Annotated in this window: 12 protein-coding genes, 2 tRNA genes and 1 pseudogene; 7 read left to right on the top strand and 8 right to left on the bottom strand. The window is 61.3% G+C overall.

Translation table 11 applies throughout. From position 1 onward, the window contains the following. Window position 1: 1 nt before the first annotated feature. The 5 genes from edd to HNE_RS08570 form a co-directional block, all read right to left on the bottom strand. A complete protein-coding gene (gene edd / locus HNE_RS08590; RefSeq protein ID WP_011646744.1) occupies window positions 2-1,834 on the bottom strand; it encodes a phosphogluconate dehydratase in 1,833 nt (610 codons plus the stop codon). Window positions 1,835-1,836: 2 nt separating this feature from the next. Further along, entirely contained in the window at window positions 1,837-2,547 is a 711-nt protein-coding gene (pgl, locus tag HNE_RS08585) for a 6-phosphogluconolactonase (protein WP_011646743.1), read from the bottom strand. 4 nt (window positions 2,548-2,551) lie between these two features. Next, window positions 2,552-4,021 (bottom strand): glucose-6-phosphate dehydrogenase, encoded by a 1,470-nt coding sequence (gene zwf, locus HNE_RS08580; RefSeq protein ID WP_011646742.1) that lies wholly within the window; start codon window positions 4,019-4,021, stop codon window positions 2,552-2,554. 89 nt (window positions 4,022-4,110) lie between these two features. After that, entirely contained in the window at window positions 4,111-5,727 is a 1,617-nt protein-coding gene (locus tag HNE_RS08575; protein WP_011646741.1) for an alpha-amylase family glycosyl hydrolase, read from the bottom strand. Window positions 5,728-5,842: 115 nt separating this feature from the next. Next, window positions 5,843-5,918 (bottom strand) — tRNA-Trp (locus tag HNE_RS08570). A 79-nt stretch (window positions 5,919-5,997) separates the two neighbouring features. Here HNE_RS08570 and HNE_RS08565 point away from each other — a divergent pair. Further along, window positions 5,998-6,546, top strand: coding sequence for a carboxymuconolactone decarboxylase family protein (locus tag HNE_RS08565; RefSeq protein ID WP_011646740.1), 549 nt, complete (start codon window positions 5,998-6,000; stop codon window positions 6,544-6,546). Window positions 6,547-6,613: 67 nt separating this feature from the next. Here HNE_RS08565 and tuf read toward each other — a convergent pair whose 3' ends face one another. Next, the gene (tuf, locus tag HNE_RS08560) at window positions 6,614-7,804 is read right to left on the bottom strand and encodes an elongation factor Tu (protein WP_011646739.1); all 1,191 of its coding nucleotides are present in this window, start codon (window positions 7,802-7,804) and stop codon (window positions 6,614-6,616) included. A gap of 216 nt (window positions 7,805-8,020) precedes the next feature. On the opposite strand from tuf, the gene pgi reads away from it, so the two are divergent. From pgi to HNE_RS08535, 5 genes are all read left to right on the top strand, one after another. Next, entirely contained in the window at window positions 8,021-9,571 is a 1,551-nt protein-coding gene (pgi, locus tag HNE_RS08555) for a glucose-6-phosphate isomerase (protein ID WP_011646738.1), read from the top strand. Between the two features lie 4 nt (window positions 9,572-9,575). Beyond that, the gene (locus HNE_RS08550; RefSeq protein ID WP_011646737.1) at window positions 9,576-10,646 is read left to right on the top strand and encodes a ribonuclease E/G; all 1,071 of its coding nucleotides are present in this window, start codon (window positions 9,576-9,578) and stop codon (window positions 10,644-10,646) included. After that, window positions 10,643-10,864 (top strand): DNA gyrase inhibitor YacG, encoded by a 222-nt coding sequence (locus HNE_RS08545; RefSeq protein WP_011646736.1) that lies wholly within the window; start codon window positions 10,643-10,645, stop codon window positions 10,862-10,864. The genes HNE_RS08550 and HNE_RS08545 overlap by 4 nt, the downstream gene beginning before the upstream one ends. A gap of 57 nt (window positions 10,865-10,921) precedes the next feature. Beyond that, window positions 10,922-10,996, top strand: a tRNA-Phe gene (locus tag HNE_RS08540). Window positions 10,997-11,199: 203 nt separating this feature from the next. Further along, window positions 11,200-12,387: a tyrosine-type recombinase/integrase gene (locus HNE_RS08535; protein WP_035591850.1), complete on the top strand. Its 1,188-nt coding sequence runs from the start codon at window positions 11,200-11,202 to the stop codon at window positions 12,385-12,387. A 363-nt stretch (window positions 12,388-12,750) separates the two neighbouring features. On the opposite strand, the gene lspA is transcribed toward HNE_RS08535, so the two are convergent. Then, complete coding sequence (gene lspA / locus HNE_RS08530) at window positions 12,751-13,215, bottom strand: signal peptidase II (RefSeq protein ID WP_011646734.1); 465 nt, start codon at window positions 13,213-13,215, stop codon at window positions 12,751-12,753. Beyond that, on the bottom strand, window positions 13,212-13,838 hold the full coding sequence (locus HNE_RS08525; protein WP_011646733.1) for a cation transporter: 627 nt from the start codon (window positions 13,836-13,838) through the stop codon (window positions 13,212-13,214). Before HNE_RS08525 ends, lspA begins: the two co-directional genes overlap by 4 nt. Between HNE_RS08525 and HNE_RS19150 the strand changes: the two are divergent. Further along, a pseudogene (locus tag HNE_RS19150) lies at window positions 13,837-14,115 on the top strand (MerR family transcriptional regulator); the annotation flags it as partial. The gene HNE_RS08525 and the pseudogene HNE_RS19150 overlap by 2 nt on opposite strands. Window positions 14,116-14,152 lie beyond the last annotated feature (37 nt).

The following is a 14,152-nucleotide window of genomic DNA, read 5'->3' as shown; positions in this document are numbered from 1 at the left end:
TTCAGGTTTCCTGACCGAGGAAGCGGAAAGGGCTGGCGCCGGAATCGGCTGTGCTGGCGAACTGCCTGAAAAGATCGAACATTTCACGACCGAGCCCCATTGCGGGCCGGTTGGGGCGGAATTCAGCCGGCGCCCTGCCCGCAAATTCTGATTGATCCACTTTGAGCTCCAGCCGGCCTGATTCTCCGTCCACCCTAATGATGTCGCCATCCTGAACCCGCGCCAGCGGGCCGCCCCGCGCCGCTTCGGGCGCCACATGAATGGCAGCCGTTATCTTCCCGCTGGCGCCGGACATCCGCCCATCGGTGACGAGGGCAACCTTGAAGCCCCGGTCCTGGAGCACGCCGAGCACGGGCGACAGCCCATGCAATTCCGGCATTCCGTTTGCCGCTGGCCCCTGAAAGCGGACCACCGCAACAAAATCCCGATCAAGACGCCCCGCATCGAACGCTTCCCGCAGAGCTTCCTGCGTGTCGAACACGATGGCTGGCGCCTCAACGATGCGGTTTTCCGGCTTGACGGCGGACACCTTGGAAACGCCCCGCCCAAGCGGGCCATCCATCAGCCGAAGGCCGCCATCGGCCGAAAACGGATCGCTTGCCGGGCGAAGCACGTCCAGGTCTCCGCTCGTTTCCGGCGCAGGACGCCAGGCCAGATCGCCATCCTTCAAGAAGGGTTCCTGACCATAATCAGCGATCGTGCCTGAAACAGCCGGCGCATCACCGTGCAAAAGGCCAACGTCGAGCAGTTCGCGCACGAGAAAGCCCATCCCGCCCGCCGCGTGGAAGTGGTTCACGTCGGCGCCGCCATTGGGATAGATCCGCGCGAGCAGCGGGGTGACATGCGAGATGTCTGCGAAATCCTCAAGCGTTACATCAAGCCCCGCAGCTGCGGCCATCGCGGGGATGTGCAGAGCGTGGTTGGTGGAGCCACCCGTGGCCATCAGGCCAACGATGGCGTTGACGATGGAGCGGGCATCGATCATTTCGCCAGCGGGGCGGTAGTCATCCCCTTGCGCTGTAATGGCGGCGGCGCGCTGCGTGGCGGCGCGGGTGAGCGCGGCGCGCAGGGGTGTACCGGGATTGGTGAAGGCCGCGCCAGGAAGATGCAGGCCCATCACCTCCATCATCATCTGGTTTGAGTTTGCTGTGCCGTAAAACGTGCAGGTGCCTTGCGAGTGGTAGCTTTCCGCCTCGGCCTTCAACAAAGCGCTGCGGTCTACTTTGCCTTCGGCGAACAATTGCCGGATACGGACTTTCTCCGGATTGGGCAGGCCGGAAGGCATCGGACCGGCGGGGACGAAGATCGACGGGAGCCAACCAAAGCGCAGGGCCGCGATCACGAGCCCCGGCACGATCTTGTCGCAGACACCCAGATGCAGCGCCGCGTCAAAAGAATCGTGCGAGAGGCCGATGGCCGATGCCATGGCGATGATGTCGCGCGAGAACAGCGACAGTTCCATGCCCTCCTGCCCTTGCGTGACGCCGTCACACATCGCCGGCACCCCGCCTGCCACCTGCGCGACTGCGTTCACTTCGCGCGCCGCCTCACGGATGATCTGCGGGAAATTCTCAAACGGCGCATGGGCCGAGAGCATGTCGTTGTAGGAGGTGATGATGCCGATGACTGGCCAGCCTGCGCCGAGGACCTGAGACTTTTCGATGACTGCGCAGCCTGCGGAGGCATGGGCAATATTGCCTTCGTGCAGCCGTGTGCGCGCGAAGGTCTTGGGCCTGCGCGACCGGATCATCTCGAGATAGGCGGCGCGCGAGTCTCTGGAGCGGGCCTCTATCCGCTGCGTGACGTCTGCGATTACCGGATGAAGTGGGGTCATGATCAGGGTGCCCAGATGATGGAGAGACGTCTACCCAGACCCTCAATGGCGCGGCGCACCGGGAACTGTTTTTCATCGCCCTTGAGAGATTGTTCGAGAGCGGATCGCTTGTCTTCGCCGAACATCAGCAGGATGGCGGAGGCTGCGCTGCAAATCGGACCGGCGGTGAGCGTCATGCGCTGATGAAAGTCTCCGGAGACGGGCGTGTTTCCCGCATCGACGGCCGCTATGATGGCGCCCTCTTCGGGATACATCGCCTGATCCAGCCCCATCGATCCGGGATACCAGCTCGCCGTGTGCGCGTCCGGGCCAATTCCCAACAGAATGCAGGAGATCGGCAAGACATGCGGCGCATAGGCGGCGGCCCGATCGGCAACGGCGCTGGCCGGATCGGCATCATCTGTCTTCATCGGGATAAACCGGGCGGCGGCAGCTGGGCCTTTCAGCAGTTTTTCGCGCACACCCTTTTCGTTTGATCCCGGATGATCGGGGGACACCCAGCGCTCATCAACCAGACCTACCGTGACGCTGGCCCAGTCCAAAGCGTCCTGCGACAGCAGGCTGAGCATACGGGCGGGCGAAGATCCACCCGATACCATGAAACTGGCATGACCATCTTTCGCAATTGCGCGGGACAGGTGAAGAGAGGCGAGCTCCGCCGCGAGGACAGACGCAGCCTCCCGGTCATCAAGAACGATCAGTCTGGATTCCATGGCTTCAGCTTTCTTTCCACCAACTACGATTGTCACGGTCCATCAGCATCGCGGCCGACATCGGGCCATCCGTACCCGCCGGATAGGCTTCAGGCTGATAGCCGCTGGTGTCCCACGCATCGATCAGGCCATCAACCCAGCGCCAGGCGGCCTCAACCTCGTCCCGGCGCATGAACAGGGAAAGGTTTCCGCGAACGACATCCATCAACAGCCGCTCATAGGCGTCGGGATAGCGTAGGGTGAAACTTTCCGCATAGGAAAGGTTGAGTGGGAGCGATTTGACGCGCAGGCCACCAGGGCCGGGTTCCTTGATCTGAACATACAGGCGAACCGCTTCATCCGGCTGCAGACGGATTACAAGCTGGTTTACATTTCCCGATTGCTCACCGAACAGATTGTGGGGCGCCTGCTTGAACTGGATCACGATGTCGGAATGGCGCGACGACATGCGTTTTCCGGTGCGCAGATAGAATGGCACGCCCGTCCAGCGCCAGTTGTTGATCTCTGCCTTGATGGCCACAAATGTTTCGGTCTTGCTGCCCCCGGTTTCGGAGAGCTCCTCGACATAGCCTTTAGCCGGTTTGCCCGCATGCATGCCTGCCGCGTATTGCCCGCGCACGGTCAGCCGCTTTGCATCCTGAGACGATACCGGCCGCAGGGCCTTCAGAACCTTGATCTTTTCTGTGCGTATATCGTCGTCATCCATGTCGTTGGGGGGCTCCATCGCCGTGAGGCACAGGAGCTGCAACAGGTGGTTCTGGACCATGTCGCGCAGCGCGCCGGACCGGTCGTAATAGTCGGCCCGCCCTTCAAGGCCGAGATCTTCAGCGACAGTGATCTGAACGTGATCGATATAATTCTGCGACCAGAGCGGTTCGAACAGGATATTGGCAAAGCGCAAAACCATCAGGTTCTGGACGGTTTCCTTGCCCAGATAGTGGTCAATACGGAATACCTGCCGTTCGGTGAACACCTCGCCGACGCCGTCATTGATCGCCTGCGCGGATGCAAGGTCCGTACCGATGGGCTTTTCCAGCACGACCCTGCACATGCCGTCCACAAGGCCGACCTTTCCCAGCGCGCGGGAGATATCGACATAAAGGTGAGGCGACGTTGCCAGATAGAATATCCGTGGACGGCCATCTTCTGCCTTCAGCCTGGCCTTGAGCCCCTCCCAATCCCCTTCCGGATCGGTCGCATCGATCGCGACATAATGGAGGATCTGAGCAAACTTCTCCCAAGCGTCAGCGTCCCACGATTTGCCTGAGGCTTTCTCGCAAGCTTCCCGCGCAAGGTCCCGATAAGCCTGCGCATCCAGCTCGGAGCGAGCCGTTCCGACGATCGTCGAGTTTTCCGGAATCTGGCCATCCACCCAGCGGTGATAGAGCGCAGGAAGCAGCTTGCGGCGGGACAGATCGCCCGTGCCGCCAAAGATGACGATGTCGAAGGCTTCAACAGGAACGAACTTTGCCACCGTGGGCGCTTCCTTTCTGAGGGGGCTTCGGGATACCCGAAGCCGTTCCAGGTCTTATAAGTCGCTTTGGATCAAAATGACAACGTTGGTCAGTCGGAGTGCGGCCCGACAGTTCCAATCCAGACTCCAAATGGAGGCAGATTTTCAGGCCCCTCAAGTCGCCCATCCGAAGACAGCAGTGTCGTGGCGAACCTTGGCAGGGCGACGTCCACTGACACAGCTTTGATCCCCAGATTGAAGAGGCAGAGGAGACGGTCCTCTCCGAGGCGACGCTCAATGGCCAGCAGGTCGCCCTGAGTTTCTGGAAAGCTGACGCTTCCGAACTTCAGAATGTCGGAACTGCTGCGCAGTGAGATTACGAGCCTGGTAAATTCGAGCACGGAAAATGGCTGCCCATACTGGGCCATTGCCGCCCGCAAGGCGTGGCCCGCGCCCACCGGCAACCAGGGTTTGACTTCGGAGAACCCGGCATAGCTGTTGTCGTTGATCCAGGGCATCGGCGTGCGCGCACCGTCCCGGCCCAGTGTCAGCGGCCAGTTGGCGATGGCTTCGGGGTCTTGCAAATCCTCAAAAGCAATCTCTGCCTGGGTGAGACCCAGCTCCTCTCCCTGATAGAGGATCGGGTTGCCGCGCAGGCACAGCAGCAACGCATTGGTCATCTTGGCATACGCTTCAAGATCACCGCCGGGCGGACACCAACGGCTGATGCAGCGCGGCGCGTCATGATTGGAAAAGGCCCATGCCGCCCAGCCTTCACTCAACGGCCCCGCCCAGTTCATCTGGGAAGCTTTTACGCGCCGCGGCGAAAGCGATTTGGCGTAAAGAAAATCAAAACTGTAGGCAGAGCTTAGCCGGCCCTCGGACGTGAACGCCCGCATTTCCGGCAGCGGATCGGGGCCCGGCACCTCTGCTACGGTATAAATATCCCCATAGGTGTCGGCCAGGGCGCGCACCCGTTCCATGAATACCGGAATATCAGGATGGGACTGGTTGTGAATGTGATGCTGAAGGTCAAACGGCCGGGTGATCGTGCGCCCTTCCGCAGGCCAGGGTGGGTTGTCCCGAAATTCGGGATCGAACATGGCGAAGTTGATCGCATCGAGCCGGAAACCGTCCACGCCCCGGTCCAGCCAGAACTTTGCCACGCTTAGCAACGCGTCCTGAACCTCCGGATTATGGACATTCAGCTGAGGCTGGCTGGAAAGGAAGTTGTGCATGAAATACTGGCCGCGCCGCGCGTCCCAGGTCCAGGCCGGACCGCCGAAAACGGACTGCCAGTTATTGGGCGGCGTTCCATCAGGCTTTGCATCGCGCCAGACAAACCAGTCAGCTTTGGGATTTGCCCGCGATGCCCGGCTTTCAGCAAACCAGGCATGCGCGTCAGATGTGTGAGCATACACCTGATCAATAATGACCTTCAGGCCAAGGCTGCGCGCTCGCTCCATGAGCGTATCGAAATCCGCCAGCGTCCCGAACGCCGGATCGACATCGCAATAGTCCGATACATCGTAGCCGAAATCCTTCATCGGCGACTTGAAGAACGGCGAAATCCAGATCGCGGAGACGCCAAGGGAAGCGATGTGATCCAGCCGGCGGGTAATACCCGGCAGATCGCCCACCCCGTCCGAATTGGAGTCCTGATAAGAGCGCGGATAAATCTGGTAGATCACAGCGCCGCGCCACCAGGGTTGCGTCTCAGGGCTCATGGGAAACTCCGCAGATTGCTTCCCTCAAGGTCTCTGCCGCTGCGTCACGAATGACAAGGGGGCCCAGGTGCTGAAAAGCACCAGGCCACCGTCTTGAAAAATCTGGAATTAGGCCTGGCAGGGGCAGAGGGACTCGAACCCACGGCCTGCGGTTTTGGAGACCGCCGCTCTACCAACTGAGCTATACCCCTAAGGCTGGAAGGCATTTGCCCCAACTCTGTGATTGCTGCAAGCCTGTGCCTGATAAAGTCACAAGGGAGTTTCCATACCATGCCACGCCTGCCTTACCCCGAAGACCTCAGCATGTTCGCCCCCGGCGGCGATAAACTGCTCAGCAATCTCGCCCCGCTGAACGTTTTTAAAATGCTGGCGCATGCCCCGCACATGCTCAAACCCTTTGTTTCGATGGGCACAGCCTTCCTCATCAAGGGCAAGATGGACCCGGTAACGCGCGAATGCGTGGTGCTGCGCGTGGGCTATCTTTCGGGCGCGCTCTACGAAACGACGCAGCATGAAGCCATCGGGCTGGCCGTCGGCATGACACCGGCGCTGATCGAAGCGGTTAAGGAAGGCCCTGACGCCAAGGGGCTGACCGAGGAACAACGGATCGCGCTCAGCTTCACCGATCATCTCGTCGCCCACCCCCACCCTTCTGATGCGCAGGTTGAGGCGGCCAAGGGCCATTTCGGTCTCGCCGGGCTGGAGGAACTCGTCCTGCTGATCGGCTATTACATGATGGTCTGCCGTTTTCTCGAAACCTTCGGTGTCGACATCGAAGAAGGCGGGCCAAAGGGCACGGCCATCGTGGACCGCGCTTAGTTAGCTACAAAAGAAAACGGGCGGCAGTTGCCTGCCGCCCGCTTCACTTTTCGCCGGAGCGAGAAGCTTATTTCTTGATTTCGGAGACGACGCCGGCGCCGACGGTACGGCCGCCTTCGCGGATGGCGAAGCGCAGGCCCTTGTCCATGGCGATCGGGTTGATCAGCTCGACATCCATTTTCACGTTGTCGCCCGGCAGAACCATCTCTTTGTCCTCAGGCAGTTTCACGATGCCGGTGACGTCGGTGGTGCGGAAGTAGAACTGCGGACGGTAGTTGGTGAAGAACGGCGTGTGACGGCCACCCTCTTCCTTCGTCAGGATGTAGGCTTCGGCTTCGAACAGCGTGTGCGGCGTGATCGAGCCCGGCTTGCAGAGAACCTGCCCGCGCTCAACGCCTTCACGGTCAACACCGCGCAGCAGCGCGCCGATGTTGTCGCCAGCCTGGCCCTGGTCGAGCAGCTTGCGGAACATCTCAACGCCCGTGCAGGTCGTCTTCACCGTCGGGCGGATGCCGACGATCTCGATTTCTTCGCCAACCTTGACGATGCCCTGCTCAACCCGGCCGGTCACAACCGTACCGCGGCCCGAGATCGAGAACACGTCTTCAACCGGCATCAGGAACGGCTTGTCCAGCGGACGCTCAGGCGTCGGGATGTACTCGTCCACAGCGGCCATCAGCTCCAGGATACGCTCCTGGCCGATTTCAGGGTTGCGGTCTTCAACAGCCGCCAGAGCCGAGCCCTTGATGATCGGAATGTCGTCGCCAGGGAAGTTGTAGGACGAAAGCAGCTCGCGCACTTCCATCTCGACCAGCTCCAGAAGCTCCTCATCGTCGACCATGTCGACCTTGTTGAGGAACACCACCAGCGCCGGCACGCCAACCTGGCGGGCCAGAAGGATGTGCTCGCGCGTCTGCGGCATCGGGCCGTCAGCGGCCGAACACACCAGGATCGCGCCGTCCATCTGCGCCGCGCCGGTGATCATGTTCTTCACATAGTCCGCGTGGCCGGGGCAGTCGACGTGAGCATAGTGACGGGCAGGCGTCTCATACTCGACGTGCGCCGTGTTGATCGTGATCCCGCGTGCCTTCTCTTCCGGCGCCGCGTCAATGTCGGCGTAATTCTTCGCCGTCGCGCCACCGGTCTTCGCCAGCGTGATCGTGATCGCCGCTGTCAGCGTCGTCTTGCCGTGGTCAACGTGGCCAATCGTGCCAATGTTTACGTGCGGCTTGTTACGCTCAAACTTTGCCTTGCCCATCGGGCCTCTCCTATATTTGGGTTCGTCCGGCCCGCCGGACAGGTTCAACCTAGATTGATCTCGGGCCATACAGCCTTCAAGCGGCGCCTAATAGCCATGTGTGACAAGGGTTTCAAGCGGGGTTTTGCGGGGGAAAGCTCCGCCTCTGCAGGCCTTGCGAAGCCAAACGACGCAGCCGATAAGCAGCCGGTCTGCCTTTAGGGAATTGAGGACCGAATGCGTAACGAACTCAAAGTGCACGCCGCCCGCCTGAGTCGGCAGCCCCTGAAGGCTCTTTCAGCCGCGCGTGCCGGCACCGAGCCCCTGTCCGCAGCGGGCTGGAAAATCAGCCTGGCGCGGCATTTCCTCGACACTGAAGCGGAGCAAAGCCTGCTCGACTTTGGCGCCGAGGCCCGGCTGACAAAGGCCGCAGAGGCCCTCTTTGGCGAAGCCATTGTGAACCCGTCTGAGGGCCGCCCGGCCCTGCACTGGGCATTGCGCGCGCCCGCCCGCCTGATGGGCGAAGCAGAAAGTGTCCGGCAGAGCGTCATCGACGCGCTTGAATTTGCAGGGAAAGTTCAAACCGGCGAAGTGCGCACGGCCGGCGGCGAAGCCTTCACCGCAGTCTTGCACATCGGCATTGGCGGATCGGATTTCGGGCCACGGCTGATTGCGGATGCCTTCGAAGACCTCGCCCACCCCGCCATCAAGCTGCGCTTTGCGGCGAACGTAGACCCTTATGATCTCGACCGCGCCATGGCGGGGCTGAAACCCGAGAACACGCTGGTGGTAGGCGTTTCCAAATCCTTCGGCACCGAAGAAACCCTTTATAATCTGGGGCGTGCGCGCCGGTGGCTGGAGGAAAAGCTGGGAGATGATGCCAGCAAGCATCTGGCCTTAGTGACGGCCAATCCGGACAAGGCCAAAGCCTGGCTTGGCGGGCGCGCGGCCTACACCTTCGACATGCCAATCTCCGTCGGAGGGCGATTTTCGCTCTGGTCGGCGGCGTCGCTGGCCTGCATGATTTATCTGGGGCCTGAGAATTTCCGGAGCATTCTCAATGGCGCCAATGAGATGGATGAACATGTACGTACGGCGCCGCTGGCGCAGAATGCCGCGATGCGGCTGGCGCTGCTCGATTTCTGGAATACCTCGATCCGCGAGAAGCCGATGCGGGTGTTGCTGGCCTACGCCAACCGCCTGCGGCTGCTGCCGACATATCTGCAACAGCTGGAGATGGAATCGAACGGAAAGTCCGTTGATTCCCAAGGCAATTCGGTGGCTCCGCCTACGGCGCCAGCCCTCTGGGGCGGCGAAGGATCTGTGGGTCAGCACTCCTATCACCAGTGGCTGCATCAAGGGTCGCAGGATGTGCCCTGCGAGTTCATCCTGGCGCCTGACTACAACAGAGATTCTGAGGGGCTCGACGCGCTGACCGCCCATGCATTGGCACAAGCCGAAGTGCTCGCGAACGGCCGTAGCATCGCGGAAGTACGCGCTGAGGAGCCGGGGATAAGCGACGCGGTCGCCCCGCAGAAAGTGCATGCCGGCGGGCGGCCTTCCACCCTCTTTTCCCACGCCAGTTTCGGTCCTGAGGCGTTTGGCGCGCTGGTGGCGCTGTATGAACACCGCACATATTTTGCGGGACAGCTGTGGGGCCTCAACCCCTTCGACCAGTGGGGCGTGGAGCGTGGCAAGACGATGGCCGGGCGCATCAAGGCGGTGTTGAAAACCCCTGAGATTGCCGCCGATCCTGTAACGGCTGCGCTGCTCAAGCAGATTTTCTGAGCGGATGACAGTTGCCCGGTTCTTGCGAGAAGCCACGCTGGGCGAGACCCGTTGGGCGGCGCTCGATTTGCAGGACAGGCCGCTCGCGCTCTATATTGAACGCCCCACAAAACCGGTGGTGCTCGGCGCCCGTCTTGAGGCCCGCATCGGCAAGACAGAGCCCGGCGCAGGCGGGACTTTTATAGATATTCCAGGACAGTCGGGCGCCTTTCTCAGGACAAATCCGGGACAATCCGGGACAAATCAGGACACTTTGCTACCAAGCGAGGGCAGTCTCGTCACGGTGGACGTGGTGGCAGAAGGGCGCGCCGGAAAGCTGCCGCGCGTCAAGCTCGCGCCCCCCGGCAGCCACCCTGCCCCCTCCGGCGCCAATGCCTGGCGGGCCGCACTGAGAGCCAGCCCCACAACACCGATTGAAGACGTGCCCGCCGGTGACAGCCGGATGGCCGCTGCATTTGAGGACGCGCTAAGCCCGGACGTCACCTTGCCCGGCGGCGGGCGGCTGCGGATTGAACGGACGCGCGCGCTGACGGCGGCCGACATCGATTCGGCGGGCCGGGCGATGAAGGGCAGCGCCGCAGCGCGGGCGCTTTCGCTCAACAAGGAGGCGGCCGAGGCGCTGGCCCGGCAGATCCTCATTCGGGGGCTGGGCGGGCTGTTCGTGCTCGACTGTGTGAGCCCGCTGACCAAGGAGACCTCCACAAAGCTGCGCGAGGCGTTCCTGGCAGCGTGGGATGGCATGACGGCGCGCCCGGCGCGGGTGTTGGCGCCTTCGGCGCTGGGGCTGATGGAGCTGTCGACCGAGTGGCGGATTACGCCGTTGAACGAGATGCTGCTGGATATGGCGGGCCTGCCGACGGCGGAGACGCTGGCACTTGCAGGGCTGCGCCTGCTGGAAGCCGAGGCACGCCAGACCCGGATGGGGCGGCTGAAGCTGTCCCTGCCCCAAGCGGCGTTCGCCTGGCTAACCGCCAGCGGCATGGACGCAGAGGCGCAGCTCGCCTCAAAATATGGCGCGCGGCTGACAATCGGGGTTCACGCCAGGGCGGCCCCTGAGGTATCCCCCGAAGGATGAGCAAACCTGTGAACCCAAGCCAGAGAACCCCGCTCTGCGCGCGCTGCCGCAAGCAGGCGGTCGCCGCCGAGTATCGCCCCTTCTGTTCCAAGCGCTGCGCTGACGCCGATCTCGGCCAGTGGCTCAAAGGCGGTTATGTGATCCCAGGCGCCGCCGCCGAACAGGCCGATGACACGGCAGGTCCGGGCGCCGCTGAGGATGACACAGATTCCCACTGATTTGGGCGTAGACAAGCCCCGCCGCCTTCGTTAAGTAGCCGCTTCCCCGTTCGGCCCGCCCGGGTAGCTCAGGGGTAGAGCAGCGGATTGAAAATCCGCGTGTCGGTGGTTCGATTCCGCCCCCGGGCACCATTCAGGCTTCCAGCGACGTCCGCGGGCCTCCACCAGTATCCATAAAAACAAGGACTTAGGACGGCGCCACCAGCGTCTTCGTCCGCCAACGTCCACCCAAAATCGTTGGAAGAAATTTTTTTTGTTGGCATTTTGTTGGCATCGAGACGGCCCGGAATCGCAACGGCCGGAAAATGCCAACACTTTTTGACGATGCCAACAAAATGCCCCTGACAGACACACGAATCCGCGGCCTCAAACCGGACAGCCGCACGAAGCGCTATAGTGACGGCTACGGCCTCTATCTGGAGGTAACAACTGGGGGGTCAAAGCTCTGGAAGATGGCTTACCGCTTTGAGGGCAAGCAGAAGACCTTGTCGTTCGGCCCCTACCCCGAGATCTCCCTTGGGCGGGCCAGAGAGCGGCGCCTAGAAGCTCGGACGATGCTTTTCGAAGGCGTTGACCCTTCGGCTACCAAAAAGGCTGACCAGGAAGCGCGGCGCGCTGAAATCGAAGATACCTTCGCCCGGATCGCTGATGAGCTGCTCCAGAAGGAGGAGATCGAGGGACTCGCCCCGGCCACGCTCAAGAAGAAACGCTGGCTCGCGCGCCTTGCATGCGAAGACCTTGGCCCGAAGCCCATTCGGGATATCAAGGCACCCGAAATCCTCGCGACCCTTCGAAGGGTCGAGAAAGAGGGAAACTACGAATCAGCACGCCGGCTTCGTGCCCTGATCGGTCAGATCTTCCGCTACGCGATCGCAACGACCCGGGCGGACGGTGACCCGACCGTGGCGCTGAAGGGGGCGCTTATCGCGCCCAAGGTCCAGCACAGGGCCGCCGTGACCGACCGCAAGGGGTTTGCGAAGCTGATCAGGACCGTCTGGTCGTATGAGGGCACGATCGAAGCCCAGGCTGCCTTGAAGCTGCTGGCGCTGCTCTATCCCCGTCCTGGCGAACTACGCCTGTCCCACTGGAGCGAGTTCGACTTTGAAGAGCGGATGTGGACCATCCCGGCCGACCGGACCAAAACGCGCAAACTGCACACAAAGCCCCTGCCCGGACCCGCCATTGAGATCCTGAAGGATCTGAAGCGGTTCACAGGCAAAGGTTCGCTCGTCCTTCCGTCTCAGATGTCGGACGGACGGCCCCTCAGCGAGAACACCATGAACTACGCGCTGCGCCGGCTCGATATCCAAGCAGACGTCCATACGTGCCACGGGTTCCGGGCCAGCGCTTCAAGCCTCCTCAATGAGAGTGGGAAATGGCACCCTGACGCCATCGAAGCCGAGCTCGCCCATGTCGGCGACAATCATGTGCGCAAGGCCTATCACCGAGCAACCTACTGGGACGAACGCGTCCGCATGGCGGAATGGTGGGCGGCAGAAGTGATGAGATTTGCAGCTCCATGAAAACGTAAACACCCCCATCAAGACCGTTTAGCGAACTGACTGGCGCGCGCGCACACAACAAGTCGGTCGCCAAAAATTTAATGCGGATGCTCGCGTCAAAAACGGGGTCGATGCAGACCTTCTACCCGCTCCATATTCGTGAGTCCGCAATATACAGGATGGGTCGCTTAAACCTCGTCCATTATCGAGCTTTCCAGGGTGCTGACGCTGTCTACTGAGGGCACTCGCACAAGATATACTTGGCGCTCCTCATCGGATGCTTCCAGCGGTCGTTCAGGATGCGGGGACCCGAGCGAGAGATTATTCCTTCGTTGAAGCCTGAAATCTGTCCCGTAGCAGGCGGGGCACGTACCACTGAGGTTGTTAAGTGGAAGTCTGATTGCGCGGGCTAAGTGAATGGCAAAGAAGCAAGACCGCACCACACACGATTGCGGTGTCGGCCAGGTTAAAAGCCGGCCAATGCCAACCGGCGGCATGGAAGTCGAGAAAGTCCGTCACAGCGCCGCGGTGCACCCGGTCGATTAGGTTCCCTAATGCGCCGCCGACGATTAGCGCCAACGCAAGCTGCTCACCTGATCGCGTCGTGCGCCAGAACCAAAATGCCAAAGCCACCGTGATTGCCGCTGTGATGACAATGACAGGCCAAGCGCTCGATGCCGTTCCGAAGAGCCCGAAAGATACGCCGCGATTAAAGCTTAGTGTCAGGTCGAAAAATGGCAGCAACTCCAACGGTTGTGCTTCGTGCAAGCGCGATCGCGCCCAAGCCTTCGTCCCGAGGTCGAGTGCCGGAACGGCGAGCAATGCAGTTGCGCCCAATAGCCTGTTCATTCCACCACCTCACGGAGTTCACGGCGCGAATCCCGGATGATCTGCAGCGACGAGTGCAGGAAAAGGAATGCAATGGCTGCGCCCGCGATAAGGTCGGGCCAATACGACCCCGAAACAACCACGAGTGCCGCAGCAGCCAAGACAATCAAGTTACCGATCGCGTCATTGCGGCTATACAACCAGACGGCGCGCACGCTTGCGTCGCCATTGCGGTGCTTCAGCAGCAACAAGGCGGCACCGATGTTTACGCAAAGCCCGAGCACCCCGTAGACGCTCATTCCGAATGGTTCAGGCGCAACGCCGCCCGCCATTCGGGACAACGCAGTGCCCAGCACGAACAGTCCCAATGCACCGAGGGCAAACCCTTGCCAAAGGCTGGCCAGCGAGCGCACGCGGCGTGAACGGCCCACCAGCAGCAGGCCAATGCCGGTTGCGAGCGCATCGCCTAGAAAATCCAGCAAATCCGCACGGACGGACACCGACCCGCCGGTAACAGTGATAATCAAACCGATCAGGAACATGCCCGCATTCAGGAAGACGACGAGCCATAACGTGCGCACATAAGCGGGCGTGGTCGCCGCTTCGACTGCCTTCGCTCCGCATCCATCTTCGCATCCGCTCATGGTGTATTCCTCCAGTTCAGTTTTACTGGTACATCCTCAAGTAACTAGAGGATCAAGCTCAATGTTGCATCTCCCTATCGGCGAGGTGGCGCGCCGCACGAAACTCAAGATTCCCACCATACGTTTTTATGAGGAGATCGGTCTGCTGCCAGCTCCGCAGCGGGCTCCAAACGGGCGACGCGTTTACGGCGAGACCGAGATCTCCCGGCTCGCATTTATTCAGAACGCCAGGCAGCTTGGTTTCGGTCTCGACCAGATCCGCGCACTTCTTGACCTCTCCAGCAGGCCCGCGAGCACGTGCGAGGATGCGCGAA

This window comes from Hyphomonas neptunium ATCC 15444, assembly GCF_000013025.1.
In the GTDB taxonomy this organism is placed as follows: Bacteria; Pseudomonadota; Alphaproteobacteria; order Caulobacterales; family Hyphomonadaceae; genus Hyphomonas; species Hyphomonas neptunia.
The sequence above is the reverse complement of the archived record's forward strand: the minus strand, read 5'-3'. Positions and strand labels throughout refer to the sequence as shown.

Excerpts from the sequence above, each read along its gene's own strand:
- pgi (WP_011646738.1), top strand. The coding sequence starts at position 8,021 with ATGCGTAACGAACTCAAAGTGCACGCCGCCCGCCTGAGTCGGCAGCCC.
- HNE_RS08565 (WP_011646740.1), top strand. The coding sequence starts at position 5,998 with ATGCCACGCCTGCCTTACCCCGAAGACCTCAGCATGTTCGCCCCCGGC.
- HNE_RS08545 (WP_011646736.1), top strand. The coding sequence starts at position 10,643 with ATGAGCAAACCTGTGAACCCAAGCCAGAGAACCCCGCTCTGCGCGCGC.
- HNE_RS08535 (WP_035591850.1), top strand. The coding sequence starts at position 11,200 with ATGCCCCTGACAGACACACGAATCCGCGGCCTCAAACCGGACAGCCGC.
- HNE_RS08525 (WP_011646733.1), bottom strand. The coding sequence starts at position 13,838 with ATGAGCGGATGCGAAGATGGATGCGGAGCGAAGGCAGTCGAAGCGGCG.
- tuf (WP_011646739.1), bottom strand. The coding sequence starts at position 7,804 with ATGGGCAAGGCAAAGTTTGAGCGTAACAAGCCGCACGTAAACATTGGC.
- pgl (WP_011646743.1), bottom strand. The coding sequence starts at position 2,547 with ATGGAATCCAGACTGATCGTTCTTGATGACCGGGAGGCTGCGTCTGTC.
- lspA (WP_011646734.1), bottom strand. The coding sequence starts at position 13,215 with ATGAACAGGCTATTGGGCGCAACTGCATTGCTCGCCGTTCCGGCACTC.
- edd (WP_011646744.1), bottom strand. The coding sequence starts at position 1,834 with ATGACCCCACTTCATCCGGTAATCGCAGACGTCACGCAGCGGATAGAG.
- HNE_RS08575 (WP_011646741.1), bottom strand. The coding sequence starts at position 5,727 with ATGAGCCCTGAGACGCAACCCTGGTGGCGCGGCGCTGTGATCTACCAG.
- HNE_RS08550 (WP_011646737.1), top strand. The coding sequence starts at position 9,576 with ATGACAGTTGCCCGGTTCTTGCGAGAAGCCACGCTGGGCGAGACCCGT.